The organism is Marinobacter sp. RI1, assembly GCF_041155085.1.
Lineage (GTDB): Bacteria > Pseudomonadota > Gammaproteobacteria > Pseudomonadales > Oleiphilaceae > Marinobacter > Marinobacter nauticus.
Genome location: NZ_AP031605.1, coordinates 1,036,179 through 1,062,180, shown reverse-complemented (window position 1 = coordinate 1,062,180; position 26,002 = coordinate 1,036,179). Strand labels below are relative to the sequence as shown.

At 58.1% G+C, this 26,002-nt stretch carries 22 protein-coding genes; 13 read left to right on the top strand and 9 right to left on the bottom strand.

Annotation, left to right across the window (positions count from 1 at the left end):
- Positions 1 to 30: 30 nt before the first annotated feature.
- The 4 genes from ACAM27_RS04690 (at position 31) to ACAM27_RS04675 (ending at position 4,505) form a co-directional block, all read left to right on the top strand.
- Complete coding sequence (locus ACAM27_RS04690; protein WP_011786890.1) at positions 31 to 576, top strand: TRAP transporter small permease subunit; 546 nt, start codon at positions 31 to 33, stop codon at positions 574 to 576.
- The gene (locus ACAM27_RS04685; protein WP_011786891.1) at positions 573 to 1,871 is read left to right on the top strand and encodes a TRAP transporter large permease subunit; all 1,299 of its coding nucleotides are present in this window, start codon (positions 573 to 575) and stop codon (positions 1,869 to 1,871) included. The genes ACAM27_RS04690 and ACAM27_RS04685 overlap by 4 nt, the downstream gene beginning before the upstream one ends.
- A 193-nt stretch (positions 1,872 to 2,064) precedes the next feature.
- On the top strand, positions 2,065 to 3,381 hold the full coding sequence (locus ACAM27_RS04680; RefSeq protein ID WP_369612629.1) for a class I SAM-dependent methyltransferase: 1,317 nt from the start codon (positions 2,065 to 2,067) through the stop codon (positions 3,379 to 3,381).
- Positions 3,381 to 4,505: an NAD(P)/FAD-dependent oxidoreductase gene (locus tag ACAM27_RS04675; protein WP_369612628.1), complete on the top strand. Its 1,125-nt coding sequence runs from the start codon at positions 3,381 to 3,383 to the stop codon at positions 4,503 to 4,505. Before ACAM27_RS04680 ends, ACAM27_RS04675 begins: the two co-directional genes overlap by 1 nt.
- A 77-nt stretch (positions 4,506 to 4,582) precedes the next feature.
- Here ACAM27_RS04675 and ACAM27_RS04670 read toward each other — a convergent pair whose 3' ends face one another.
- The 4 genes from ACAM27_RS04670 to ACAM27_RS04655 all read right to left on the bottom strand — a co-directional run bounded on the left by ACAM27_RS04670 (position 4,583) and on the right by ACAM27_RS04655 (position 8,863).
- Positions 4,583 to 5,527, bottom strand: coding sequence for a porin (locus ACAM27_RS04670; protein WP_369612627.1), 945 nt, complete (start codon positions 5,525 to 5,527; stop codon positions 4,583 to 4,585).
- Positions 5,528 to 5,560: 33 nt separating this feature from the next.
- Positions 5,561 to 6,187, bottom strand: coding sequence for a DUF2057 family protein (locus ACAM27_RS04665; RefSeq protein ID WP_369612626.1), 627 nt, complete (start codon positions 6,185 to 6,187; stop codon positions 5,561 to 5,563).
- Positions 6,188 to 6,364: 177 nt separating this feature from the next.
- The gene (locus tag ACAM27_RS04660; protein WP_228224113.1) at positions 6,365 to 8,233 is read right to left on the bottom strand and encodes a choice-of-anchor I family protein; all 1,869 of its coding nucleotides are present in this window, start codon (positions 8,231 to 8,233) and stop codon (positions 6,365 to 6,367) included.
- Positions 8,234 to 8,389: 156 nt separating this feature from the next.
- Positions 8,390 to 8,863, bottom strand: coding sequence for a Dps family protein (locus ACAM27_RS04655; protein ID WP_222179550.1), 474 nt, complete (start codon positions 8,861 to 8,863; stop codon positions 8,390 to 8,392).
- Between the two features lie 227 nt (positions 8,864 to 9,090).
- On the opposite strand from ACAM27_RS04655, the gene ACAM27_RS04650 reads away from it, so the two are divergent.
- Positions 9,091 to 9,357: a DUF2061 domain-containing protein gene (locus ACAM27_RS04650; protein ID WP_114433780.1), complete on the top strand. Its 267-nt coding sequence runs from the start codon at positions 9,091 to 9,093 to the stop codon at positions 9,355 to 9,357.
- A gap of 33 nt (positions 9,358 to 9,390) precedes the next feature.
- On the opposite strand, the gene ACAM27_RS04645 is transcribed toward ACAM27_RS04650, so the two are convergent.
- Complete coding sequence (locus ACAM27_RS04645) at positions 9,391 to 10,830, bottom strand: dihydrolipoyl dehydrogenase (RefSeq protein ID WP_228224114.1); 1,440 nt, start codon at positions 10,828 to 10,830, stop codon at positions 9,391 to 9,393.
- 181 nt (positions 10,831 to 11,011) lie between these two features.
- Here ACAM27_RS04645 and ACAM27_RS04640 point away from each other — a divergent pair, with 181 nt between their 5' ends.
- The gene (locus ACAM27_RS04640; RefSeq protein ID WP_011786900.1) at positions 11,012 to 11,683 is read left to right on the top strand and encodes a LysE family translocator; all 672 of its coding nucleotides are present in this window, start codon (positions 11,012 to 11,014) and stop codon (positions 11,681 to 11,683) included.
- Here ACAM27_RS04640 and ACAM27_RS04635 read toward each other — a convergent pair.
- Positions 11,628 to 12,680, bottom strand: coding sequence for a 3-deoxy-7-phosphoheptulonate synthase (locus ACAM27_RS04635; RefSeq protein ID WP_011786901.1), 1,053 nt, complete (start codon positions 12,678 to 12,680; stop codon positions 11,628 to 11,630). The two genes, ACAM27_RS04640 and ACAM27_RS04635, sit on opposite strands and share 56 nt — an antisense overlap.
- A 365-nt stretch (positions 12,681 to 13,045) precedes the next feature.
- Here ACAM27_RS04635 and ACAM27_RS04630 point away from each other — a divergent pair, with 365 nt between their 5' ends.
- A complete protein-coding gene (locus ACAM27_RS04630; protein ID WP_369612625.1) occupies positions 13,046 to 13,840 on the top strand; it encodes a secretin N-terminal domain-containing protein in 795 nt (264 codons plus the stop codon).
- Here the strand turns inward: ACAM27_RS04630 and ACAM27_RS04625 are convergent, their stop codons facing one another.
- A complete protein-coding gene (locus ACAM27_RS04625) occupies positions 13,841 to 14,347 on the bottom strand; it encodes a DnaJ domain-containing protein (protein WP_114433776.1) in 507 nt (168 codons plus the stop codon).
- Between the two features lie 285 nt (positions 14,348 to 14,632).
- Between ACAM27_RS04625 and ACAM27_RS04620 the strand changes: the two genes are divergently transcribed.
- Positions 14,633 to 15,730, top strand: a complete 1,098-nt coding sequence (locus tag ACAM27_RS04620) for an efflux RND transporter periplasmic adaptor subunit (protein WP_222534023.1) — start codon at positions 14,633 to 14,635, stop codon at positions 15,728 to 15,730.
- Positions 15,730 to 18,819, top strand: a complete 3,090-nt coding sequence (locus ACAM27_RS04615; protein WP_014422768.1) for an efflux RND transporter permease subunit — start codon at positions 15,730 to 15,732, stop codon at positions 18,817 to 18,819. Before ACAM27_RS04620 ends, ACAM27_RS04615 begins: the two co-directional genes overlap by 1 nt.
- Before the next feature lie 54 nt (positions 18,820 to 18,873).
- Here the strand turns inward: ACAM27_RS04615 and ACAM27_RS04610 are convergent, their stop codons facing one another.
- Together ACAM27_RS04610 and ACAM27_RS04605 are read right to left on the bottom strand one after the other, a co-directional pair.
- Entirely contained in the window at positions 18,874 to 19,839 is a 966-nt protein-coding gene (locus ACAM27_RS04610) for an AraC family transcriptional regulator (RefSeq protein WP_222534024.1), read from the bottom strand.
- Positions 19,840 to 19,957: 118 nt separating this feature from the next.
- The gene (locus tag ACAM27_RS04605; RefSeq protein ID WP_369612624.1) at positions 19,958 to 21,616 is read right to left on the bottom strand and encodes a putative bifunctional diguanylate cyclase/phosphodiesterase; all 1,659 of its coding nucleotides are present in this window, start codon (positions 21,614 to 21,616) and stop codon (positions 19,958 to 19,960) included.
- A gap of 227 nt (positions 21,617 to 21,843) precedes the next feature.
- Between ACAM27_RS04605 and ACAM27_RS04600 the strand changes: the two genes are divergently transcribed.
- From ACAM27_RS04600 to ACAM27_RS04585, 4 genes are all read left to right on the top strand, one after another.
- A complete protein-coding gene (locus ACAM27_RS04600) occupies positions 21,844 to 23,475 on the top strand; it encodes a PAS domain-containing methyl-accepting chemotaxis protein (protein ID WP_014422771.1) in 1,632 nt (543 codons plus the stop codon).
- A 71-nt stretch (positions 23,476 to 23,546) separates the two neighbouring features.
- Positions 23,547 to 23,858, top strand: coding sequence for a DUF3301 domain-containing protein (locus ACAM27_RS04595; protein WP_023009553.1), 312 nt, complete (start codon positions 23,547 to 23,549; stop codon positions 23,856 to 23,858).
- Between the two features lie 111 nt (positions 23,859 to 23,969).
- Complete coding sequence (locus ACAM27_RS04590; protein ID WP_014422773.1) at positions 23,970 to 24,896, top strand: triacylglycerol lipase; 927 nt, start codon at positions 23,970 to 23,972, stop codon at positions 24,894 to 24,896.
- Between the two features lie 7 nt (positions 24,897 to 24,903).
- Positions 24,904 to 25,986 (top strand): lipase secretion chaperone, encoded by a 1,083-nt coding sequence (locus ACAM27_RS04585; RefSeq protein WP_369612623.1) that lies wholly within the window; start codon positions 24,904 to 24,906, stop codon positions 25,984 to 25,986.
- Positions 25,987 to 26,002: the final 16 nt, after the last annotated feature.

The following is a 26,002-nucleotide window of genomic DNA, read 5'->3' as shown; positions in this document are numbered from 1 at the left end:
GAAATTCCGCGATGCGGAGGAAGAAGTTCGATGCGCTGGATTATCCGACTGGACGAGAGCCTGGCCTGGCTCTCCAAACTTTGCGGCTGGATCGCCTGTGTGGCCATGATCCTGATGGCTGCCAACGTCTTCTATGACGTCGTCGCACGCTATGCTTTCAACGATGTGTCCATCGCCATGCAGGAAATGGAATGGCACCTTTATTCAGTCGTCTTCCTGCTTGGCATTCCCTATGCCCTGCGCACTGATGGTCATGTACGTGTGGACGTTTTCTATACCAACTGGAGCCAGAAGCGCAAAGCCTGGATTAACCTGATTGGCGCCGTTCTTTTTGTTATTCCGTTCGCCTACCTGATTGCCACCTATGGCTACAGCTACGCCATGGATGCCTACCAGATGGGCGAAGGCAGCGGCGACCCCGGCGGCTTACCGCACCGCTGGGTGATCAAATCCGTGATTCCTGTCAGCGCTTTCTTTATGGGAACGGCCGGTTTGAACATGGTGACCTACGCCATCCGTGTGATGGCCGGTGACAAGCGGTACGAAGGCGAGCACAGCGCAGGAGGTCTGGCATGATCGGTATGATTATGTTCGGCGTGGCGCTGGTCATGCTGATGTTCGGTTTCCCGGTAGCCTTCACCTTCGGCGGCGTCGCACTGTTTTTCGGTATCTACGCCGAAGGCATGGATCTGTTTGCCTTCATGCCCTTCCGGATCATGAGCGTGATGCAGAACACCGTGTTGATGGCAGTGCCTCTGTTCATCTTCATGGGTGTGGTACTGCAGCGCACCAGACTGGCTGAACAGTTGCTGACCTCCATGGGACGGCTGTTTGGCGGGTTGCCCGGCGGCCTTGCCATTTCCACCATTCTGGTCGGTGCTCTGCTGGCTGCCTCCACCGGCGTTGTCGGCGCCAGCGTGGTTGCCATGGGCCTGATTTCGCTTCCGGTCATGCTCGCGCACAAGTACGACAAGCGCCTGGCCACCGGTACCATCTGCGCCTCGGGCACCCTGGGCCAGATTGTGCCGCCATCGATCATCCTGATCATTCTGGGTGACGTCCTTGGCCTGCCCGTGGGTGATCTGTTCAAGGCTGCGGTCATGCCCGGCGTGGTACTGATTGGCCTGTACATCGTCTACATTCTGATCCTGACACGTTTCAAGCCGGAAACCGCACCGGCCATGCCGGCCCAGGATGAATCGGTCAGCCGGGGCAAGGAAATCCGGGATGCCCTGCTTGCGATTATTCCGCCACTGGCGTTGATCGTGATTGTGCTGGGCTCCATCTTCACCGGCATCGCCACTCCCACGGAATCCTCCGCACTGGGCGGTGTTGGTGCCGTGGTTCTCGCGATCATCTACCGCCAGTTCTCGTTCAAAATGGTCTGGGATGCCGCCAAAGACACCGTCAGCGTGACCGCCATGGTGTTCGCTATCCTGATCGGCGCGACCGCCTTCTCCATGGTCTTCAGCTATACCGGTGGCGATTATCTGCTGGAAGAGTGGCTGATGATGCTGCCCGGCGAACAATGGGGCTTCATTATCCTGGCCATGGTGGTCATTCTGGTGCTGGGCTTCTTCATCGATTTCGTGGAGATTTCCTTCATTATCGTGCCCATTCTGGCACCGGTGGCCGAGGCCATGGGCATCAACATGCTCTGGTTCGCCATCCTGATTGCCATGAACCTGCAAACCAGCTTCCTGACACCACCATTCGGGTTTTCGTTGTTCTACCTCAAAGGGGTGGCACCACCGGAAGTCCGAACCACGGATATCTACAAGGGTATTATTCCGTTCATTCTGATCCAGATCCTGGTGCTGGCGCTGATCGTCATCTTCCCGGAATGGTTCGGCATGAGCGCCACCTACTGACCCCGAATAACCCTGCAACCCTGGCGGAGCCGGCCAATCCCGGCTCCGCCCATCCACCCGCTCTGCCCCTCAGCCTTCAGTCCGCCGACCTGACAAAACCTGATCATTTTCTATACTGAGTCAAAAAGCCGCGACTCTCAGTTCAGTTTTCGGGATTGCACGGACCATAACGAATCAGAGGAGAGAGCATTCCATGGCACAGAGTACCGCTCATAAACCGGAGTTCCCGGACAAGGAAGAACACCGGGCCCACGTCCTCAGCCTGCCCCTGGAGCGCGGTCAATCCGATCGCGAACCCCACAGTTATGAACGCTGGCTGATCCATAAACTGATGCGTATGGCCGGCTCTCCCCCCATTCGTTTCCGGCTCTGGAACGGCGATGTCATAGAACCGGAAGCTCAGGAAGCCCGCTTCACCCTGCACCTGACCGACCACAAGGCTCTCTACTCCCTGGTGGCCAACCCCAATCTGGCCTTTGGTGACCTGTATGCCGCCGGTCGACTGGAAATCGACGGCGATCTTCCAGATCTGATGGAGAGCCTGTACCGGGCCGTCCATGCCGCTCGCCAGAAATGGCCACGCTGGCTGGATGCTCTGTGGCGCAACCACAACCCGCGTGCCACCGGCATCTCAGAGGCCAAGGAGAACATTCACCACCACTACGACCTGGGCAACGAGTTTTACCAACTGTGGCTGGATGAGGCCGAAATGCAGTACACCTGCGCCTATTACGAGCAGGCAGACAACACCCTGGAACAGGCGCAACTGGCAAAACTGGAACACGTCTGCCGCAAACTTCGACTGAAACCGGGGATGACCGTGGTCGAAGCCGGCTGCGGCTGGGGCGGACTGGCCCGATATATGGCCCGCAATTACGGGGTGAAGGTTCATTCCTACAATATCTCACGGGAACAGCTGGCCTACGCCCGAGCTGAAGCAGAGCGACAAGGCCTGGATAACCTGGTTACCTATGTCGAAGACGATTACCGCAATATTGAGGGCCAGTATGACGCGTTCGTTTCTATTGGCATGCTCGAACACGTGGGCAAGGACAATTACCCCGCACTGTCGGAACTGATCAAACGCTCCCTGAAGCCGAATGGGATTGCCTTGCTCCACAGCATCGGCCGCAACCGGCCCATGCTGATGAACGCCTGGATCGAGAAGCGGATTTTCCCCGGCGCCTATCCGCCCAGCATTGGCGAGTTCATGGAAATCTGCGAGCACAGCGATTTCTCGGTACTGGATGTGGAAAACCTGCGGCTGCATTACGCTCAGACCCTGACCCACTGGATGGACAATTTCATCGCCAACCAGGACCAGGTCACCGAGATGTACGACGAACATTTCACCCGGGCCTGGCGACTGTATCTGGCGGGTTCCATCGCCGCGTTCCGGGCCGGTTCTTTGCAGTTGTTCCAGGTGGTGTTCACCCACGGCGACAATAACCAGCTGCCCCAGAGCCGGCAGGAACTCTACACGTTTCCAGCCACGCCAGAGGGGGTCTGATGGAATACTACGACATCATTATCGTGGGGGCCGGCCCTGCCGGCTCAACCCTGGCCCGGGCTCTGGAGGACTCCGGCAAACGGGTACTGATCATCGACAAACAAGCCTTCCCCCGGGACAAGACCTGCGCCGGCTGGGTTACGCCGGCAGTGATGGCCAGCCTGGACATTGATCCGGGGAAGTATTCCGTCGGCCGGACACTGCAACCCATTCGCCGGTTCCGGATCGGCATGATGGGGCAAAGTGCGGTGGAGAACGACCACGGGGATATTGTCAGCTACGGTATTCGTCGCTGCGAATTCGACGACTACCTGCTGGACCGTGCCGAGTGTGAAAAGCAACTGGCAACGGCGGTAAAGTCCATCAACCGGAACAACGGCAACTGGGTGATCAACGATCAATGGCAGGCGCCGCTGCTGGTGGGTGCCGGGGGTCATTTCTGCCCGGTGGCACGGCTGTTGGGCGACGGCCCGGGCAAGCATGAAACCGTGGTGGCCGCCAAAGAAGTTGAGTTCAAGATGACGCCAGAGCAGGCCCGCGTCTGCGAAGCCCGCGGCGACACGCCAGAGCTCTGGTTCTGCCGGGATCTCAAGGGCTACGCCTGGGTTTTCCGGAAAGGCAGCTATCTGAACATCGGTCTGGGCCGTGAGGACAACCACCGGTTATCCGATCATCTGGAAGCCTTTGTCGAGGAAATGAAACAGTCGGGCCGCCTTCCTTCTGACCTGCCCGGCCGCTTCAAAGGTCACGCCTATCTGCTGTATGCCCATGCCAACCGACCACTGCTGGATGATGGCGTGTTGCTGATTGGCGATGCGGCCGGCCTGGCGTATACCCAGAGTGGCGAGGGCATTCGCCCCGCCATCGAATCGGCGCTGATGGCGTCCAAGGTTATCAAGGCCGCCACGGATTATTCCGCGCTCTCGCTGCAAAGCTATGGTGAACGGATTGCCGAACGCTTCGGAACCCGGGCCACGGACCAGGAGCCCGGCTTTGAGGTGCCGGACTGGCTGAAACAACCCATCGCCAGCACCTTGATGCGCTCCCACTGGTTTACCCGCAAGGTGGTCACGGAGAAGTGGTTCTTGCATCAGGAGGTGCCGCCACTGGAGGTCGCGGTTTAGGTACACCAAGGCCGGGCGCTGAGGCCCGGCCTTGGTTTCACGTCTGCACCGACCTGTGGCGCATGTAACGAGCGAGCTTAGAACTTCACGCGCATACCGGCCAGGAAGCCCATGTCGGCGTCGTCACCAGACGCATCTTCAAGGTCACTCTGGGCGATTTCGGCGAACACGCTGACATTCTTGGCTGCCGGGAACTTGTAAGTTACGTTGGCGTACCATTCGGTGATGTCGTCCGCGTCATCTTCTTCCTTATTGCCCATACCGAGTGCGACGTCGGTGGTGGCTGCAACGGCAAACACCGCCGCCAGGTTGTACTGGGTGGTTTCGAAGTCGTCTTCGTCGGTGGAGCTGTAATCAGCGGCCAGGTTCATGAAGCCGAAATCGTAGGAAGCGCTCACACCCCAGGTGTCCGTAGCTTCAGCCGCGCCAGCCGCTCGTGACTGCTGGTAAGCCGCTGCCAGTTCCAGACCTGCCAGTTCAGTAGCAACGAAGAGATCGTAGTATTCACCATCCTGATCCGCAGCATCCATCTCGTGAGAAGCGGCGATATAGACGTTTTCCAGCTCGATATCGACACGAATCGTATCGTCACCTGCTGTTTCTACGCCATCAAACCGGTCTTCATCAATGGTCTCGACTTCGTAGGCTTCTTCAATACCGAATTCGTCACCGGCGAAGTCCTGCTTACCGAAAGAGAAGGAGGTAACGCCGTACTTCAGGCCGACATAAGCCTCTTCCAGATTGCTGGCGTCCTGACTGCCTTCCGCCGCTTTTTTGTAACCCACATCCAGACGACCAAATGCAGTCAGGTCATTGCCCAGGTCGTAGGCTACGTAGTTTTTCAGCTCCATATCGTCGTACTCAACCTCGGCACGCTCATCAAAGCCAGTGGCCTGACGGAACTGAATCTGGAAGTCGCCGTTCAGTTTGTAGGTAAATCCATCTTTCTCGTAAACAGTCGCAGCATTCACAGAACCTGCGGCAACAGTAGACACAGCAACAGCCAGAAGAAGCTTCTTCATTTTCGGAACTCCACGTTCAGTTTGGTTTGGTGTTTATTGGTTGCTGGAATCAACCCAGCTGTCCCACTCTTTTCGAGTTTGTTCGTCAGCTTTCAGATACCAGTAGCGCAGCATCCTGCTGACCATTTCCTGATCCGGATCGACGTGCGAATCCAGCAACAACCCATCCTGGTTGGTTATCAGCCCCGGAGCAGCTACCGCAGCTTCGGCGCCGGAACGGTTGTAGGCCGCCAGCTCACGGGCATAGTCCCGCACCAGCTGAAAGCCCTCTTTCTCGAGCACATCGGCGGTAAACGCCACCTCACGGCCCTGACGATCAGTCAGCTTCCAGTTACCCTGTTGATTGAAAGCGTCCATTTGATTGCGCGACTCGATTTCCGGAGCGCTCAGGGCAAGTGCGGTATCAGCAGCCTCGAAACGGACAACGAAGGCATCGCTGCTTTCCAGCACCTCTTCACGGCCAATTTCGGTGGTGCACTCCACCACCAACTGCTGGGTACCGTCAGCAAGTGTCAGTGACTGGCCTGAGCTGGCGGTCTGTTCGCTTTCCTGAACAGCCTGCACGTTCACACAGGCCCCCAAAGTGAGCTGAACCTCTGCCAGAGCCGGCAACGGCATCAAGGCGGCAAGTAAACAGGTCGTCCAGGCAAGTCTCGTCACGCTTTATTTCCAATCGGTGGTTGGCAGCAATCTTGAGACGACACTATGGCGGGAATTTATTAACGGACTGTTAATAATATGTTTCGGTTATATGACACGATCCTGTGGACACTTTTTTGGCCCGGACACAAAAAAGCCCCGCCATGAAGACGGGGCTTTTTTATTCCGGAAACTGAATTAATCAGTCAGTTCGAGTTTCACACGGTAGATCGCCGTGGTGCCGCTGACTTCGTTGCCGGTGATGAGTAACGGCTCACCAGTAGGTGAGTCATCGGCGGCCACCACAGTGATGCTCTCCACGCCCAGATCCCCTGCGGTTTCGAGTACTGAAGCCGTGTCGACAGTGGTCCAGTCGTCACGGGTATTCAGGTAATCCACCTGAACCGGACTGGCAGGGTCCGTTACGTCGTAGACCAGAATACCGCCCATGCGCTCAAGGCCCAGAAAAGCAAAGGTTTTATTGCCGAACGTCGCCACAGTCACGGCTTCAGGTTCCGGACCTTTGGCGTCCGACCGGGAATCGAACGCCATGCCCTCGTCATGGGCGGAGTTGAAGTGGTCTGAGCAGGGAATAGAACGAGCCGTACCCAGACGACAGTCCTCACTGGCCAGGAACTGCTCGATCGCATCGCCGGAGTCCCATACCAGCTCACCGTCCTCATTCCAGATCGCCAGAGAACGCGCGCCGTAGGAGTACAGCGTGTCATACATCAGGAGGGTGCCGTCAGGATCCTCTGCACCCGACGCGTTGAACATGACGGGATCACCATTTTCCGCAACCCGGTAACCCTGTACCCAACTGATGTTGAGCCTTCCCAGCTGGTCGTCATCACGACAGGCATTGGCTGCCCCGGCTGTGGCACCGCAGTAGTCGAAGACGGATGGATTCAACAGCGCCCCTTCGGCCAGCGCGGTCAATTGAGGTGGCATGTCGTCACCAACCCGGCGGGCAAAACCATCCGGATGTACCAGGTGTTTCACCCGCAACTCTTCGACAAAACCCCTGGAACTATCGCCATTCCAGTAGTCGGCGTCATCTTCACCCCAGGCCCTGGCATCCCCCTCATTGGCCGTCACGATAAAGGTTTCACCATTTGCCTGGTAACTGTCGATGGCATCGGGATGATAGATACCCACCACACCCGGCCATCTCTGGATATTGATGACGCCGTCATCGTCTGAGGCATCAATACCCTGCCCCTCAACACCGTAATCCTTGAAGCCCAGAGGCAGAATACCGGTGACCGTTGCCGCGCCGACATCCAGCTTCGCCAGGGCGTTGTTTTCCTGCAAGGAGACCCAGGCAGTGCGGCTGTCGGCACTGACGGTGATATATTCCGGTTCCAGATCCTGGGCCACGGTGGCCCCCGGGCCGTATATGCGAACACCCGATGCCTTCAGGGCGCCTTCCTGGCTGTTGAAGGCCAGAAAATCGGCTGTTCGTACCGTGAGATTCTCCGGATTGGAAACATCAACTACACTGATCGAGCCTTCCGGATCGATCTGGTAATCATCGCTTGGCTCGCCTTCGTTTGCTGCCAGGACATATTGCCCATCCGGCGTAAAGGTAACCATATCCGGCTGCGCACCTACCTGGATACTGTCACGCAACTGCAGGTCTGCAGCTCCAAATACCGCGACATAACCGGGGGCAGTTTTCGGATTCGATTCAACAGCAACCGCAACGAGCCCGCTTGCCACAGCCACACTGTTAACCACCGCATCAGCGGCAATGTCAGCAACCGTCAGCGTGTCGATTTTCGCTGGATTGACCGGGTCGCTCATATCCAGCACATCCACAGCTCCGGACAAGGCATTAACCACAAACGCCCTGCGACTGGCAGGGTCAAACGCCGTGATTTCCGCGGCAGACTCATCAAACTGCCCGGTGCTGTATCGACCGGCGAATTCAAGCGTCAGGCCAGTGACCTGAGCTTCCGTTGCCAGGTCATCATCGTTGTCCGAGGAATTACAGCCGGAAACCAGCACGGCGCTCACAGCGAGAGCGAGCAATGACAGTTGGAATGGGTGCGATGTCTTGGGCACAGCGGGCTCCTTTGCTTATTTGATGATGAAAGAGCAAAGAAGGCTAGGCGACAGACGTGACGAACGCGGGAAAGGAAAGTGACAGGGCCGTGACGTTTCTGTGACAGCTCCCCGGCCCGATGCCGGGCCGGGGAATGTCGGAGCATCAGCCGGAACTTACTGGCCCAGGTAGCTCCGGTACATCCATACCGTTTTTTCCTGCTGAGAGATGTAGTCACTCATCAGTGCCACGGTACCTTCATCTTCTGCTTCACCGGCCAGGTTCAGCAGGCCGCGCTGCTTGGCGATAAGCTTGCCGAAACTCTCAACGATATTGCCTACGGCTTCTTTGCCATCAGACACGTCCTTGCGCTCCGGCACTTCGGATTTCTCGATGTAGGTGCTGTAGGCATGAGCCGGACGATGGCCCAGGGTGAGCACCCGCTCGGCAATTTCATCGATCTTGAGCAGCAGGTCGTCATAGAGTTCTTCAAACTTGGCGTGCAGCTCAAAGAAGTTCTCGCCCTTGATGTTCCAGTGATAACCACGCACGTTCATGTAGAAAATCTGGTAATTCGAGAGCAGTTCGTTAAGTGCATCTGCCAGCTTCTGGGTTTTGTCTGTGTCGAGACCTATAAAGTTCTTACCCATGTTGAACCTCCTGATTCGTTTTGGGGTTTTGTCTAACTGCCACTGTAAGACAGCTCAGTGTCAGAACGAAAGTTTGGTTATTCAATACCACTCATAGCAGAAACTTATACCAAAAAGCTAAAACTCATAGTCGAACCCTATCAAGAAAAATGTCACTTTCTATTTGGAAACAATTCTCGTTTGTCCTTAAATAGAGTCATAGGCATTTATCAAGCGGAGCTGATCCCATGAGTACCCTGAAACTGTTTGTTCACAATCACAGCTCGAAGGGCGACCAGTCGTTTCTGAAAACGATCACCTTCGCGATTACCCACTTTACTGTGGCGTTCACGGTGGCATATCTGCTGACCGGTGACATCCTGATCGGTAGCCTGATCGCGATGGTCGAACCGGCCATAAACACCGTTGCGTACTTCTTCCATGAAAAGATATGGGCACGGCATCAGCGGAATACAACCGCCAATGCCATGAATCTAGGGCAGAACACGCTTTAATGGCTTGCCCTCTGTCAAAGACGGAGGGTAAAGCTACACACCCGGCCCGCAATCCATGCACCCCTCACCGGGCGCGGGGCCTATCCGGAGTTTTTTGCTCAGGTCTTTCAACGCGGTTCGCACCCCTTCCTCAATCACCGGATGGTAAAACGGCATCTCCAGCATCTCGCTCACGGTCATTCGCTTTTGCACGCACCACGCCAGCAAATGGGCAATGTGCTCCGCGGCAGGTCCGAACATCTGGGCGCCCATGAACAGGCCACTGCCGTGCTCGCCGTACACTCGAAGCAGTCCCCGATTCTTGCCGATAACCTTGCTGCGTCCCTGATCCTCGAATGATACCTCACCAACCGCAAAACAGCCTTGGCAACGCTCATCCACCTGACGAATGTTCAACCCCACCGAGGCAATCTGGGGCTCAGTGAACACCACCGCCATGGGGGTTTTTCTGAAGCCAGTCCGGACTTCCGGCCAGGCCCCGGCATTGTCGCCGGCAATCCGGCCTTCGTCTGCCGCTTCGTGCAGCAGGGGGCGGTCGTTGTTCACGTCACCGGCAATAAAGATATGGCTGTCGCCGCAGCGCAGGGTGAAGGGGTCAAACACGGGCATACCGCGTTCATCCAGGTCGATGCCGGCATTCTGGATATCCAGGTGATCAATGTTGGGTCGCCGCCCGGTAGCTGCCAACAGATAATCAAAGGTTTGCTGATGCTCCTCACCGCCCTCGCTCCAGCTGATGCGAACACCTTCCTCGATGCGTTCAACCCGCCGGGTCTCCGCTTTTGGGCTGATGGCAAACTCTTCACGGAAGGTGTCCAGCGCATACTCCCTCACCTTCTCATCCTGAATACCGCCAATGCCGCCGCTGACGCCAAACATGCGGACCTTTACGCCCAGCCGGCTCAATGCCTGACCTAATTCGACCCCAATCACTCCCGGGCCGAACACCGCCACCGAAGACGGCAGATCCCGCCAGTCGAACACGTCATCGTTGACCACCAGTCGGTCTTTCGCTTCTTTCAGAATGCCCGGGATGTTGGGGCGGGAGCCGGTGGCAATAACAATCCGGCCCGCGGTGACCTCGGTATGATCACCCACGACAAGACGATGACTGTCAACAAATCGGGCATGCCCCATCAACCGGTGTTCCTGCGGCAGCGATTCCATGGACCGCACCACCGGTGCCACAAAGCGATCGCGCTCTTCACGCACTCGCGCCATCACAGCCGGACCATCAATGCGCACATCGCCCGGAAGCACACCGAACGCTTCCGCCTGCCTCACCTGATGGGCCCTTTCCGCGGCGGCAATCAGCAACTTGCTGGGCATGCACCCTACCCGGGCACAGGTGGTGCCGTATTGATCACCCTCAATCAACACAATCCTGTCCGTGGCCCTGCGGGCGCGCTGATAGGCGACCATTCCCGCCGTACCCGCACCGATAACCGCTACATCCACTTCTCGCTTGTCCATCCTGCCTCCTGGAGACTGACTGAAATTTCAGGTGGTTTGGGCTATTAAACTTAAGGAGCCTTTCGGTAAAGTATAGAAAGCTTATTATCCGCTGACAGGGGAATCACAGAAAAAATCCCTGTGGTTACTGGCTGCAGGCGCAACAACCCAAGCACAATTGCAAACACGCGGGAGAATGAATGTGCAGAATTACTGGCTGGAGTTTCTGACCGTTGCCCTGGTGCACCTTTTGGCGGTGGCCAGCCCCGGGCCGGATTTTGCAGTCATGCTGCGCCAGGCACTGACCCAGGCCCGGCGCAATGCCCTGCTGACCGCCATGGGCATTGGCATCGGCATTCTGCTGCATGTGGGCTATTCGCTGCTGGGTATCGGGCTGATCATCCAGCAATCGGTAATGCTGTTTACCGTGCTGAAAGTGATTGGGGCCGTGTATCTGCTCTATATCGCCTGGCACTGCCTGCGGGCCAAACCCGGAGCCATTCACGTGCAAGCGAACGGCGGGCAGGCCCAGACTGGCTGGGCGGCGTTCCGGCTCGGGTTTTTAACAAACGCCCTCAATCCCAAGGCCACCCTGTTTTTCGTGTCCCTGTTCTCCGTCATCATCAATCCAGGCACGCCGGTTCTGCTGCAGGCCGGATACGGCATCTATATGGCCCTGGCCACCGGCCTGTGGTTTGCCATGGTAGCGGTGTTCTTTACCCACCCCCGTGTCCGCCGGGGGTTCAACCGGTTCGGACACTGGCTCGACCGGACCATGGGGGGCATTCTGGTATTGCTGGCCGGGCAACTGCTGCTCTCTACAGTGAGCGGATCAGAGTCTCCGTCTGTTCCCAGCCCAGGCATGGATCGGTAATCGAGCACCCGTAGACCAGCTCTTTGCCGTCGTCCTGGCGGCCGAATTCCAGGAAGCTTTCCAGCATCAGGCCCTTGATGTGCCGATTGCCGTTACGCTTCTGCGCCATCACTTCCCGGGCGATGTCCACCTGCCGCTCGGCCTGCTTGCAGGCGTTATCATGGCTGCAGTCCACCATCACCGCCGTTGATACGCCGGCTTTTTCCAGCTCTGCCACCGCTTTGGCAATGCTCAGTTCATCGTAGTTGGTCACACCCCGGCCACCGCGCAGAACCAGATGAGTATCCGGATTGCCGGCGGTGGAAATCATCACCGGTGCGCCGCTATGGGAGATCCCCATGTGGTGGTGCGGATGCGAGGCCGACTTCATGGCGTGGCTGGCCACGGTAATGCCACCATCGGTGCCGTTCTTGAACCCGGTAGGCATGGGCAGGCCGCTGACCATTTCCCGATGAATCTGGGATTCGGTGGTACGGGCGCCGATCGCGGTCCAGCTTACCAGGTCCCCCAGGTAATCCATCATGAACGGGCTCAGGGCTTCGGTGGCGAGCGGCAGGCCGAGCTCGGACAACGCCAGCAACAACTTGCGAGAACGCTCCAGGCCCTGTTTCAGATCGCCCTGACCGGTGCGTTCCGGATCGTACAGAAGGCCTTTCCAGCCCACCGTGGTACGGGGTTTCTCCAGGTAGGCGCGCATGACAATCAGGAAACGGTCACTGACTTCGTCTGACAGTGCTTTCAGGCGGGTGGCGTAATCCAGGGCAGCCTGCTCGTCGTGAATGGAGCAGGGGCCCATCACGATCAGGGTGCGGTCGTCCTGACCGTGCAGCACGGCGCGGATCTGATCACGGTAACCGGCAATGGCCCGCACCTGTTGCTCATCGGCAGGAAACTGCTGGCGCAACTCGGCGGCGGTGGGCAGTCTCGCTTCCTGGCGGTGCTGGCAGGCGCTTGAAGCTTGCGCATCCAGTGTTTCAGATTTCAGCGGCATGTTCATGTCTGTGTTCCCGTTTCCCTGTGTCAGAATCAAAAAAGCCCCGGCTGGGCTACCAGTCGGGGCTTTTCGGAGTCCGGTGGCAGCCTGGGTTGCTTGCCGGGCTGCCTTCCTCGTTGTATTCGGTCGATGAAGATCTTATGGGCGGCCCGGGCTCTGGCTAAAATAAAAGCCATAACCAAACCACCAAAAATACACAGCAGAACTTGCGGCCTTCAGTTTTTCACCGAAAGCTTTCAGAACATTCAATTGACAGGCTGCGTGTAAGGTCTTCATGCTTTTCACTATATACCTACGGTTTTAACGATGGCAACCCGCAAAACGGATTATTTGATGCGGACGTAGCCGTGATGGCTCTGGAGGCCTGCATGCGAAACACCGAGCACCGCTCCGTTCTCTGGCTGATGACTGCCCTGTTTCTTGCGATGTTAACGGCTTCCACCGTCGTTTGGGCACAATCAGAAGCCAGGGTCTATGAGCTGAATAACCGAACGGCCGACGACATTGCGTTACAGATTCGCGAACTTTACCAGCAGTCGCCGGTTACGGTGACGGCACGTGGACAACAACTGGTGGTCCGTGGCGAACCCGCACTGCTGGACGAAATCGGAACACTGGTGCAATCGATGGATGTGCCGCCGGTACAGATGAGGATCAGCGTACGCTACCGCCAGGACATCGGCGGCAAACAATCCGGAGGCGGCGTCAGCCTTTCGAACGGCTCGGCCGGCGCCAGCGTCGAGCGCCGCACCATCAGCACCAACTCAAGCCGTGAGCGTCAGTTGATCGTGCAGGATGGCCAGTCAGCCCACATTACCTCCGGCAATGTACGAACCTTACCCTTTGCCGTTAAGGGTGGCCGCAACCCCGCCGCCATACTGCAGCAGGTCGAAACCCGAAGCGGCTTTGTGGTAAGCCCCCAGGCCATCTCGAACCAGGCGGTAGAGCTGAGTATCGTGTCCTTTGAGGAAGACCCCGCCGCACTCCCCGGCTACGAAACCGAAGCCCTGATGACCATCCGGCGGGTCGAGCCGGGGCAATGGGTCAGCCTCGGAGGAACTCGCACATCCATAAATCAGGAGCAGCAAGGCATCACCTACCGTGTGAACAGCAAGCGTGCAGAAAACCTGTCCATCGACGTCAAAGTGGAAATTCTGCCCTGATCAGGCCTGATTACGCTTGCCCAGCAAGACATCTCGGGCCTCATTGAGCTTGGCGGCCAGGTAATCGTTGCCGCCGCGGTCCGGGTGCACCTTCAACATCAGTTTGCGGTGGGCTGCGGTCACCTCCTCACGGGAGCAACCGGGGTTAACTCCCAGAATATCGCAGGCTTCCTGCGTGCTCATTGGCCCCCGGGTGGCAGCCTGATCGCCCCCGGCATTCGCATGGCGTGTCGAGTCATTACCGGATGAATCGCCCATGGCCTTGCGAAACATCGGTGCATAACGCAGTAGTGCCGGCAACTTTCTCAACAGGGGAATAAGAGCGGCAATACCTGCCGTGATCACATGCACCCGGCCCGTCAGCACCATGAACAGCAACAGCGCACCGCCAGCCACCAGAATGACTTTCCAGATTGCCGCCTTCTGCCCTTCCGGCGACAGCGCGCCCCATTTTTTCAGGATCACAAATACAGCGGCAGCCAGGGCCAGGCCGAGAATCAGTTGCATTGCATGTATCTCTGTCAGGTTTTAGTCCACCAGTTGGACACTCAACATGGTGCTGTTACTCTAATCCGGCATCCAAACACCAGCGTAATCATTCTGCAGTATTTATACTGCTTCATGAATGCAAACGGGTGACAAATAGCAATAGCTTTTGTAGCATCCTATTCGTTAAATTGAACTGACGTTCTATAACTTTGTCCCCGAGCCCTGATTTGCAAGGATAGCTGTCAGCCTTCCCTTCCGGGCGACTTTATCAGATTCAGGAAATTCACTCCCAGGAACAGACTTATGCGCACTGCTTCCCGTTTCGTCATCGTTCTCCTTTTTCTCGGCGTCGTGCTGGGTGGAATCTTTGGTTACAAGTTCTACCAGTTCGGCCAGATGAAAGAAATGATGTCCCAGCCACAACCGCCGGCCATCATTTCTGTGACCAAAGCAACTACCAAAAACTGGCAGCCGGCGATCAAGGCTGTCGGCAGCATCACTGCTATCAACGGCATCGAAGTGGCCAACGAAGTGCCCGGTGTGATTGAGAGCATTGGCTTTGAGTCCGGCGATACCGTCAACAAGGGCGATGTTCTGGTGCGCCTGGATGCCGCCATCGACGAAGCAGCGCTGCGCACACGGCGGGCAGAAGCCCAACTGGCAGAACAGGAATTCAAGCGGGTTTCGGATCTGCTGCCGAAGCGGGCCGTGTCTCAGTCCCAGTATGATGAGGCCAAAGCCAATTTCGATGCCGCCCGAGCCCGTGTCAACGAGGCCGAAGCTCAGCTCAACAAGAAGGTGATTCGCGCGCCCTTCGACGGCAAGCTGGGTATCCGCATGGTGGATCAGGGTCAGTACGTTGCCACCGGCACACCGATCGTCGAGATCAACATGCTGAACCCTATCTATGTGGACTACACCCTGTCCGAGAAATTTCTGCCGGACGTGGATCAGGGCTACCCGGTATCCGTGACGGTCGCTGCTGTGCCGGACCAGTCCTTCGAGGGTGAGGTGAGCGCTATCAACACCTCGGTAAACCCGGAAACCCGTACCGTGCGTATACGCGCCACCCTGGATAATGAAGAAAACCTGCTGCGCCCCGGCATGTTTGCCACCATTCAGACCGGTCAGCCCCGGGACAATGAAGTGGTTACCCTGCCGCGCACCGCCATTTCCTACAACACCTACGGCAATTTCGTGTATGTGGTTGAAGAAAACGACAACGGTGAACTGATTGTCAGCCGCCGCACCGTCACCACGGGCGAAGTCCGTGATGGCCGCTCAGCCGTGCTTTCCGGTCTGGAAGAAGGCGAAACGGTCGTCGCCAAGGGCCTGCTGAGGCTGCGCGCGGGCCAGCGTGTTGAAATCCAGGACGAGTCCGGCCAGGAGGCGTCTGAGTAATGAAATTCACCGACATTTTTGTCCACCGGCCGGTTCTCGCCACGGTGGTCAGCCTGCTGATCCTGTTGATCGGCGCGCGGGCCGCCATGGAGATGGAAATCCGGCAGTATCCGGAGCTGGAAAGCACCACGGTGACCGTCTCCACGGCTTACCCCGGCGCCAGTTCGGACCTGATCAAGGGCTTTATCACGACCCCGCTACAGCAGGCCATTGCGGAAGCCAGCGGCATTGATTACCTGACGTCCACCAGTTCCCAGAGCGTATCGACCATTCAGGCCAAGATGATCCTGAACTACGACGCCAACGATGCCCTGGCAGAGATCCAGGCCAAGGTGGCCAGTCAGCGCAACGTGTTACCGGCGGAAGCCGAGGACCCGGTGATTACCTCTACAACCGGCGACAGCACGGCACTGATGTACATTGCCTTTTACAGCACCGAGCTGGATGTCCCCCAGATTACCGATTATCTGACCCGGGTGGTGCAGCCCAAGCTGCAGGCGCTGGCCGGCGTGGGCAAGGCTGAACTGCTGGGCCGTACGTTTGCCCTGCGTATCTGGCTGGATCCGGAGCGTCTCGCCGCCGTGGATATGACCCCGGTCGAGGTGGCTGCCAAATTGCGGGCCAACAACTATCAGGCCGCGGTGGGTAAGACCCGCGGCAAGTACACCGAGGTCAGCCTGACCAGCGACACCGACATCGCCGACCCGGACGCCTTCCGGAACCTGGTGGTTAAACAGTCAAACGGCACTCTGATCCGCCTGCAGGACATTGCCCGGGTGGAGCTGGGCTCCCAGACCTACGACAGCTTGGCGCTGTACAAAGGCCAACCAGCCACCTATGTGGCCATTGAGCTGGCACCAGGAGCCAACCCGCTGACGGTGGCTGAACTGGTCAAGGCAGAACTGCCGGATATCGAGAGTCAGTTGCCCAGCGGCCTGAATGTACGCCTGGCCTACGACGCTTCCGACTTTATCGACGATTCTATCAACGAGGTTATCCAGACCTTGCTGGAAGCCATGATCATCGTACTGGTGGTGGTTTTCCTGTGCCTGGGTTCGGTTCGAGCCTCAGTGGTGCCATCTGTAGCGGTTCCGCTGTCGCTGATCGGTGGCGCCTTTGTCATGCTGATGTTCGGCTTCTCCCTGAACCTGCTGACGCTCCTGTCTATGGTGCTGGCCATCGGCCTGGTGGTGGATGACGCCATCATCATGGTGGAAAACGTGCATCGGCATATTGAACAGGGCGAATCCCGGTTCGATGCTGCCATCAACGGTGCCCGGGAAATGGCGACCCCAATCATCGCCATGACCACCACCCTGGTTGCGGTTTATGCGCCCATCGGCTTTATGGGAGGTCTCGTAGGCTCACTGTTTACCGAGTTTGCCTTCACCCTGGCCGGCACCGTGGTCATTTCCGGTATTGTTGCACTGACCCTGTCACCCATGCTGTCTGCCAAGGTACTCAAACCCCACGGCGACCCGGGCCGCTTTGAAAAGGTTGTCGAAAAGAGCTTCAACGGTCTGGCAAACGGTTACAAGGCAGCGCTGGCGTCATTGATGCAAACCAAGTCCGTCGTGGTGTTCTTCGCCTTTGTGGTACTTGGATCCATCTACTTCATGTTGATGATGAGTCAGAACGAACTGGCCCCCACCGAAGACCAGGGCATCCTGTTCTATCAAGGCCTGGGGCCCGAGACCTCCACCCTGGACTACCTGTACGACCACGGTCAGGAAGTTCAGAACCGGATGTCTGAGGTGCCGGGTTACAGCGAAGACTTCATGATTCTGGGCATCACCAGCCCCAACGCCGTCTTCGGTGGCTTCAAGCTGGCGCCCTGGAGCGAGCGGGAGATTACCCAGTTCGAGGTTCAGCCCAAGCTGGATGCTGAACTGAAAAAGGTCACCGGGCTGCAGACCGCGGTATTCCCCCGGCCGTCCCTGCCCGGCTCCGGCGGCGGCCTGCCGTTCCAGTTTGTCATCACCACCGGCGGCAGCTATGAACAGCTGGACCAGGTGGCGGATGAAATGCTGGGCAAGGCCATGCAGAGCGGTAACTTCATGTTCCTGAAGAAGTCCATCAACTTCGACAAGCCGGTTACCCGCATTAATGTCGATCGTGATCGCGTGGCCGATCTGGGCCTGTCAATGCAGGATGTTGGGCAGTCCCTGGCCAGCATGCTCAGTGGCGGCTACATCAACCGCTTCAACATGGAAGGCCGTTCATACCAGGTGATTCCACAGGTGGATGACCAGTTCCGCCCGAGCAAGGAAGCCCTGCAGGACTACTACATCCGTGCCGGCAACGGCGAACTGGTGCCGCTATCCAGCGTCGTTAGCTTTACCGAGGAAGTGGAGCCGTCGAACCGCACTCAGTTCAACCAGCAAAACTCGCTGACCCTGGAGGGCGTGGTGATGCCGGGCGTGGCGGCAGGCACCGCCATGGAGTTTATGGAGCAAACCGCCAGCGACGTCTTCCCTCAGGGTTTCAGCTACGACTACACCGGGGAAACCCGCCAGTTGGCCACCCAGGGCAGCGCTCTGATGGTGACCTTCTTCCTGTCATTGCTGGTGATCTATCTGGTCCTGGCCGCGCAGTTTGAAAGCTGGCGCGACCCGATCATCATTCTGGTATCGGTTCCCATGTCGGTAGCCGGGGCCATGGCGTTCATCGTACTGGGCTTTGCCACCATGAACATCTACACACAGGTGGGGCTGATTACGCTGATCGGGGTGGTCTCCAAGAACGGCATCCTGATTGTGGAATTCGCCAATCAGTTGCAGAAAGAGCGGGGCTTGAACAAGGTCGATGCAGTCATCGAGGCGGCGGCTATCCGCTTGCGCCCGATTATCATGACCTCTCTGGCATTGATCTTCGCCATGGTGCCTCTGCTGATTGCCATCGGCCCGGGTGCGGAAAGCCGGTTTGCTATCGGCCTGACCATCAGTGCTGGTCTGGGCATTGGTACCCTGTTCACGGTGTTTGTGCTGCCGGCGTTCTACATTCTGCTGGCCCGTGACCACCATGGCTCGGCAGCCGATGAATACGGCAACGACGAAGAGTCATCACAGGTGCCGGCGGGCAACCACTAACCCCGCACAGCAACACAAAAAAGCCCGGCATGGTGTCATGTCGGGCTTTTTTTGTCAGGAAGCAACGATCCTGTCCGGCGCTTCCAACGCTGCCTCTCCCGTCTGCAGACGGCGGCGCCACTGGACGGTCTCGCTGGGCAACTCACCGAAATGTTCCCGGTACAGCGCAGCAAACCGCCCCAGATGTGAAAATCCCTCATCGGCGGCGTACCAGGAAATATGGGGCACATCACACTGGCAATCCACCAGCCTGCGCCGTACCCGGATCAACCGACAGCGCTGGTAGAAACGGTAGGGGGTCATTCCGGTTTCCCGCTTCATCAAATAATACAGATTGCGCTCGCTGACCCCGGAATGGTTTGCCAGCTCCTGCAAATCAAACTCCCAGGCGGGCTCCATGCGGATTTTGTCGATAACCCGGAGAAGCCGGCGATCGAGCTCCGGGGGCGTTTCGTTAGGTTCACAACCACCCTCTCGGGCGATGCTGTCCAGTTCGTTAAACAGGCTATCGGCCGCAGCGCAGGCATCGTTGTGATCCTGGAAGAAGTTGGAGCGCAACAGAAAGTGATTCACCCGTTCCGCCATCCAGGCTAACACCCCCTGCCCCGGGGTGACGTTGCTGCGCCACTGTTCCGGGTTTAACAGAATCAGCCGGGACTGCCCGCAGGCGCGCACGGAAATTGCCTGGCTGGAGGTGATGGCGGCCATCGGGAAAGCCGGCTGTCTGCAATCGCCATTCACCAATACATCGCACTGCCCCGATACCGGCACCACCAGCAATGTCCCAGGCAGTCCGCACAGATGCACCTCGGCATCCTGGGCCAGATCCAGGGCACACACGCCCCCACGGTCAACACTCAGGGAAGACAGCGAGCCAGCAACCGTTTGCGGCCGCTCAAGAGTGAGACCAACGTCATCACAGGCCAGCAACTCACGGATAGCCGCCTGCCATTCGCCGGCTGCAGCGCGATTGAGTCGAAGGTAGGCATCCAGATCCGGTTTGGCAGTGAGATTGCGCATACAGCGTGAACAGGCAGTGAGTGAGCTTGCTGTTTTAAGCCAGCGTGCCGCAAACCCCTAGCCAAATCTTGCAAAACGGCAAGAAACGGGACGGAGTTTGCCTGTTAATTGATTCTTATCAATCCAGTGGCAGCTCACTCAGGGGGGACGGCCGGGCCATCAGGTAGCCCTGGCCACGGTGACAGTTCAATTCCTGGAGCTTACGTTTCTGAATCTCGATCTCGATGCCCTCCGCTACCACCTCCAGACTCAGCGCCTCGGCGATGGCCAGAATGGCGGAGACAATCCGCGAATCCCTGCCATCCTGCCCCAGCCGCTGAACAAACTGCTGATCGATCTTGAGCACATTCACAGGTAGCGCATGCAGATACGCCAGCGAGGAATACCCGGTACCGAAGTCGTCAATGGCAACCACCACGCCCTTGTCACCGAATTCCCGGAGTTTGTCCAGGCAACGGCGTGACAGGTTCATCAGGTGGGTTTCAGTAATCTCGATTTCCGGCTGCCAGCCAACCTGTCGAACCCGTTCGAAGAAAGGCTCCAACAATCCATCCAGCCGGCCATCAGCAATCTGGCGGGCGGAAATGTTAATGGCCAGGCGTCGGCCTCGGCCATGATCGACAGCGCAGGCCTCCAGATCCCGACGGATGCACCGGATCAGTTGCTCGGTCAGTTCGTGGATGTGCCCGCGCTGCTCGGCCACCGGGACAAAGTCCCCCGGAGACACCGCCCCCAGCTCAGGATGTTGCCAGCGCAAAAGAGCCTCCATGCCGGCCATGGCGCCGGTGGCAAGATCGTACTGGGGCTGGTACACCACCGAGAATTCCTCCGGCGCCACTTTCAGGGAAGCCACGAGGGCTTCGGACAGCCGTTGTTGCTGCTGGCCATGCTGGATTTCGCTCGCACTGTAGATCCGATAGCAGGCCCGCCCGGCCAGTTTGGCGGTATACATGGCCCGGTCGGCATTCTGCAGCAATTCACCCGCGGTCTCGCCGTGATTCGGATAGATAGCGGCGCCCACCGAGGCGGAGAGAAAATATTCCCGGTGCTCCACCATCACGGGTGCCCGGAACACATTGGTCATGCGCTCACACATCGCATTCAGTTGATCTTCGGTATCCAGTTCGATGATGGCGGCAAACTCATCCCCCGATAGCCGGGCAATCACATCGCTGTTACGAACCACGGCCTGGATACAGGCCGCAGCCTGTTGCAGCACCCGGTCGCCACAATCGTGGCCATGCAAGTCGTTCACAGACTTGAAAAAGTCCAGATCGATATAAAGCACCGCAAACAGGTCGGCGGTATCTTTACGCTGGTTCACCCGGGCCTTCAGGAATTCCTGAAACAGCGAGCGGTTGGGTAGTTCGGTGAGGGGGTCGTAGTAGGCCAGAGTTGCCAGCCGTTCATCGCTGGCAGCCAGCTCACCCACATCCATGAACACCCCGGCATACAGGCGCTTGCCCTGATAGTCCACGGGGTAGATAGTCAGCCACTGGGGATAGTTCTCGCCGCTCTTGCGCCGGTTCCAGATCAGGCCTTCCCATCGACCGCTCTCATTCAGGCTTTCCCACATGGCCTGATAGAACTCAGGCGAGTGCAGCCCGGAACTGAGCACCGACGGTGCCCGACCCAGGACTTCTTCTGGGCGGTATCCGGTCACGGCCTGGAACATCCGGTTCACATAGGTAATCACGGCGTCCGGAGTTGAAAGCATGATGGCTCGCGGATGATTATCCACCAGGGCTTTGAAGTCCTGTTCTGTCAACGCCTGCATACGCCAAATACCTTCCGTGTCCGACCTGCTACAGGCAGGCTCTTTTGTCCCAGCATAGGCAGAAAACGTCGCAAACCTATCCATATTTTGCAAAACCGCCTTATCTTTGACGAAAGGCTGAGAAAATGTGAACACAATTTCAACATTTGCAATATTCGGATACCCCGCCAACGAATACAGGTCGATAGTAGGTGCAAAACGAAACAAACGCCCCGCAGGAGCGCCCCATGCGCAGGAACGAACCGGTTACCGGTCACGAGCGCGAATACCCCGCGCACTATCACCTGATTACCACCACAGATCTGAAGGGCAAGATTACCGCTGCCAATGAAGAATTCGCGGAAGTCGCCGGCTACAGTATTGATGAACTCGTGGGACAGCCCCACAACCTGATCCGGCACCCGGATATGCCCCCCGAAGCCTTTGCCAATCTCTGGGAGACTATCCGCAAGGGCGACTCCTGGCGCGGTATGGTGAAGAACCGCTGCAAGAACGGCGACCATTACTGGGTGGACGCCTATGTCACGCCAATCATGAAAAACGGCGAACTGGTGGAGTTCCAGTCGGTACGCTGCCAGCCCCGCCGCAGCCAGGTCCGGCGTGCGGAAAAGGCCTACGCCGCCTGGAACCGTGGCTCCCTGCCCCGGCGTTTCCTGGCGGTGTCACCCCCACTGATTTCCAAACTCGCCTGCCTGTACGGCCTACTCGCAGGCAGTCTTCTGGTGTTTGGCCTGACCTCCCTGTCGATACCGGAAATGGCCGTGCTGCAAGCCCTGGTCCTGTCTGTTTTCGGTGTTCTGTTCTGGCTTACCCTACCCATGATGCGAACCGCACGGGAAGCCTGTTGTGACGCCCACCCCGTGATGCCCTGGATCTATACCGGACGGCGCGACGAGGGCGGCTGGATCGAATACGATCGGCAAAAGCGCGATGCCACCTTGCGCGCGGTCTCGGCACGCATGCACGCCAACATCGGCAAACTGCATGGCCGCAAGCAGCGCACCATGGAGTGGGTTTCCAGTTCGGTGGCGAGTATCCGCAGCCAGCAAGGCGATATTGAGCAAATCACCCGGGCCTTCGAAGAACTGGCCCAGAGCGTCCGTCGTGTCAACGAGATGACCGTTCGAACCCAGCAGGCCAGTGCCGACGCCCGCCAATCTGCCAGTCAGTGCCAGCACCAGATGGATAGCGTCAATCATTCACTATCACGGTTACGGCAGCAGCTAACCAGCGCTAACGACGAGATGGATCGACTGACCGAACGCAGCAATGCCATCAGCATGGTGCTGGAGGTGATCAGCGACATTGCCGAGCAGACCAACCTTCTGGCCCTGAATGCTGCGATTGAAGCCGCACGGGCCGGCGAGTCGGGCCGTGGCTTTGCGGTGGTGGCGGACGAGATTCGGGGCCTGGCCCAGCGCACTCACGATTCCACACGCCGTATCGACACTATGATTGAGGAATTGCAATCGGAAACCCGGATGGTGGTCGACGTCATCGGCCAGGGCAGCGCTGCCTGTGAGCAGACTGCCACCATGGCCGACGAAGCCCGTCAGGCCCTCACCACGACCCTGAAAGACATGAACATTATTGATGACTGCGCCCGTGAAGTGGCTGGGGCAACCGAACAGCAATCCGCACTGGCAGCTCAGGTGGAACGTCAGGCCGAACATCTGCTGCACCTGGGCAATCAATCGGTTCAGAGTAGCGAAAGCGCCCGCCAGGAGTCCGAGCAACTGGGATCCAATGTTGACCAGGCGCAGTTGCTGACCAGTCATTTCCTGCAAATGCTGTGCGATAAACTGCTGAACAAGGGCGCTCAGGCATCGACCCGGCAATTTCCTGAACCGGCACAATAGGGTAGTCTGGCGATTCGTGAGGGGGTGGAGGCTTCGCCCCCTTTGCAATCACCCACAGGATTCCCCGTGCCTTGACCCTAGCAACCCTCTTCTGGCTGTTTGTCGCCGGTTTCGCCATCTGGTACTGGTGGCGGGCCAAAGCCATCAAGGATTTTGTCTTGCAGGCTGCTCACCGGTACTGCAAATCCATGGACGTAATGCTGCTGGACGACGCCGTTTATCTGCGCGGACTCTGGTTCAAGCGCGATCAGAACGGAAAACTGCGAGTGTGGCGGCGTTTCCTGTTCGACTTCACCACCACCGGCGAAGAGCGTTACACCGGCCGTATCATCATGCTTGGCCAGAGCATCATTCACACCGAACTTGAACCGCACCGATTCTGACCGACTGTCACCGGAGCCGCCTCACCCAAATGGGCGATTACCGGCACCTGTGTTCGTCCGTGATACTCCCTGTTGCATGTCGACAACCAACAAAAACAACAGGAGTCATCTATGCGTTTTGCCATGCCCATCCGGCTTGTGGCCGGAATTCTCATGCTGGTGTTCTCGGTACTGAGCCACGCCAGCTACACCCAGACCCGTCATCCGATTGTGCTGGTACACGGTGTAACCGGCTTCAACACTCTTGGCGGTCTGATCAACTACTTCCACACCATTCCCTGGAACCTTGAACGCAGTGGCGCAAAGGTCTATACCGCCAGCGTGTCCTTCGTGAACAGCAGCGAACAGCGTGGCCAGCAACTGGCCAATTACGTCAACAGCCTGGGCCACAGCAAGGTCAATCTGATGGCGCACAGTCAGGGTGCCCCCACCTCCCGGGTGGCAGCGGCTCTGATTCCCCACAAGATTGCCTCGGTCACGTCGATTGACGGCGTAAACAAGGGCTCCAAAGTTGCTGACGTTATCCGGGGCATCATCCCTCCCGGCAGCTATGTTGAAGGGGGCGCCGACGCCATTGCCAACGCCCTGGGCGGGCTGATTAATGCCCTGTCCGGAGCCAGCAACCCCCAGGATGGTATTGCCGCCCTGGAAACCCTGACCACTCCGGGCACCACCAGCCTGAACGACGCCCTGGGTTGGAAAGGGGTTAATCGTAATGCCTGCGCGGGTACCAGCGAAGATGTCTGGATCAGTGGCCAGAAGATCAAGTTTTTCTCCTGGACCGGACGCGCCGTATGGACCAACGTGTTCGACATTACCGATCCGTTCCTGGGCGTGACCTCCCTGGCCTTTGGCAGCGAGCCCAATGATGGTCTGGTCGGCGTCTGCGCCACCATGATGGGCAATGTCATCGGCACCCACTACGACATGAACCACGTTGATGCCATCAACCATCTGCTGGGCGCCCGTTCTCTCTGGACCAACCCGGTCTCACTCTACCGCAGCCAGGCCAACCGTCTGAAAAACCGCGGTCTGTGAGGTGGTTATGAAGCACCAGTCCACCCGGAAACTGCGGTGGCTGCTTCCCGTTGCCCTGCTGGCCATTATGGCCAGCAGCGGCCTCTGGTACTGGCAGGCACCGGGTTCAGAACCCAGGCCAGACCCGGCAAAAACCTTTGCCAGTGCGCCTGCTGTCACGCCACCGGCGGTCACCCAGGCATCGGCCCCGGTTCCTTCCAATAAGAAACCGCCACACCAGACACCCGCCAGCCTTCCCGACCAGAACTTTGCCCGTTCCCTGGCCGGCACGGATATCGACGGCGCCCTCAAGGCAGACCGCAACGGCGAGTTGATTCTGGACCTTGGCGTTCGCGACTTCTTCGATTACTTCCTGAGCGCCGTGGGTGAAGTCTCACCAGAGGCCGCCATCGGACAGATCCAGTCCCTGGCCCGCAACCATCTGCCGGAACCGGCCGCCAGCGATGCCATGGTTCTGCTCGACCAGTACCTGGCTTACAAGCAGGCTGCGTTACAGCTGATGCAGACGGAACTGGATCCGAGCCGACAACACGACCCTGGCTACCAGCTAACCGCCCTCGGCGATGCCCTGAGCAGTCTGAAACAACTGCGCCGTTCGACCTTCAGCCCGGACGCACATCAGGCGTTTTTCGGCGAGGAAGAGGCCTACAGCGAGTACACCCTGGCGGCCATGAGTATCCAGCAGCGGGAAGATCTTTCCGATCAAGGCAAACAGGCGCTGATTGAATGGCACCGCAAACAGCTGCCGGAGTCGCTTCGGGCAACCGAGCAACGACTGCAGAGCGAAACCCGCGAGCATCAGGCCCGACTGTCTGCCCTGGAGAATACCGAATCACCGGAAGCCGCCGGCCGGAAGCTGGTGGAGCTGGGCATGGACCCGGAAAGTGCCGAAGGGGTCGTCAGTTACCTTAAACAACGTGAAAGTTTTGATCAGCAGTTTTCCGAGTTCGAACAGGCTGTTGACGCCGAGGATCTGGAAGGCCTGGCCGGAGCAGATCGTCAGAAACACAAGGATGCCCTGCTGGAGCAATACTTCCCCGATGAACAGAGCCGAACCTGGGCCCGACTCAGAATGCTGAACCAAAGCTGACCACTCTGTGCTCTGG

Coding starts and splice junctions, on each gene's coding strand:
- ACAM27_RS04690 (WP_011786890.1), top strand. CDS start 31: ATGCGCTGGATTATCCGACTGGACGAGAGCCTGGCCTGGCTCTCCAAA.
- ACAM27_RS04685 (WP_011786891.1), top strand. CDS start 573: ATGATCGGTATGATTATGTTCGGCGTGGCGCTGGTCATGCTGATGTTC.
- ACAM27_RS04680 (WP_369612629.1), top strand. CDS start 2,065: ATGGCACAGAGTACCGCTCATAAACCGGAGTTCCCGGACAAGGAAGAA.
- ACAM27_RS04675 (WP_369612628.1), top strand. CDS start 3,381: ATGGAATACTACGACATCATTATCGTGGGGGCCGGCCCTGCCGGCTCA.
- ACAM27_RS04670 (WP_369612627.1), bottom strand. CDS start 5,527: ATGAAGAAGCTTCTTCTGGCTGTTGCTGTGTCTACTGTTGCCGCAGGT.
- ACAM27_RS04655 (WP_222179550.1), bottom strand. CDS start 8,863: ATGGGTAAGAACTTTATAGGTCTCGACACAGACAAAACCCAGAAGCTG.
- ACAM27_RS04650 (WP_114433780.1), top strand. CDS start 9,091: ATGAGTACCCTGAAACTGTTTGTTCACAATCACAGCTCGAAGGGCGAC.
- ACAM27_RS04645 (WP_228224114.1), bottom strand. CDS start 10,830: ATGGACAAGCGAGAAGTGGATGTAGCGGTTATCGGTGCGGGTACGGCG.
- ACAM27_RS04635 (WP_011786901.1), bottom strand. CDS start 12,680: ATGAACATGCCGCTGAAATCTGAAACACTGGATGCGCAAGCTTCAAGC.
- ACAM27_RS04630 (WP_369612625.1), top strand. CDS start 13,046: ATGCGAAACACCGAGCACCGCTCCGTTCTCTGGCTGATGACTGCCCTG.
- ACAM27_RS04625 (WP_114433776.1), bottom strand. CDS start 14,347: ATGCAACTGATTCTCGGCCTGGCCCTGGCTGCCGCTGTATTTGTGATC.
- ACAM27_RS04620 (WP_222534023.1), top strand. CDS start 14,633: ATGCGCACTGCTTCCCGTTTCGTCATCGTTCTCCTTTTTCTCGGCGTC.
- ACAM27_RS04615 (WP_014422768.1), top strand. CDS start 15,730: ATGAAATTCACCGACATTTTTGTCCACCGGCCGGTTCTCGCCACGGTG.
- ACAM27_RS04610 (WP_222534024.1), bottom strand. CDS start 19,839: ATGCGCAATCTCACTGCCAAACCGGATCTGGATGCCTACCTTCGACTC.
- ACAM27_RS04605 (WP_369612624.1), bottom strand. CDS start 21,616: ATGCAGGCGTTGACAGAACAGGACTTCAAAGCCCTGGTGGATAATCAT.
- ACAM27_RS04600 (WP_014422771.1), top strand. CDS start 21,844: ATGCGCAGGAACGAACCGGTTACCGGTCACGAGCGCGAATACCCCGCG.
- ACAM27_RS04590 (WP_014422773.1), top strand. CDS start 23,970: ATGCGTTTTGCCATGCCCATCCGGCTTGTGGCCGGAATTCTCATGCTG.
- ACAM27_RS04585 (WP_369612623.1), top strand. CDS start 24,904: ATGAAGCACCAGTCCACCCGGAAACTGCGGTGGCTGCTTCCCGTTGCC.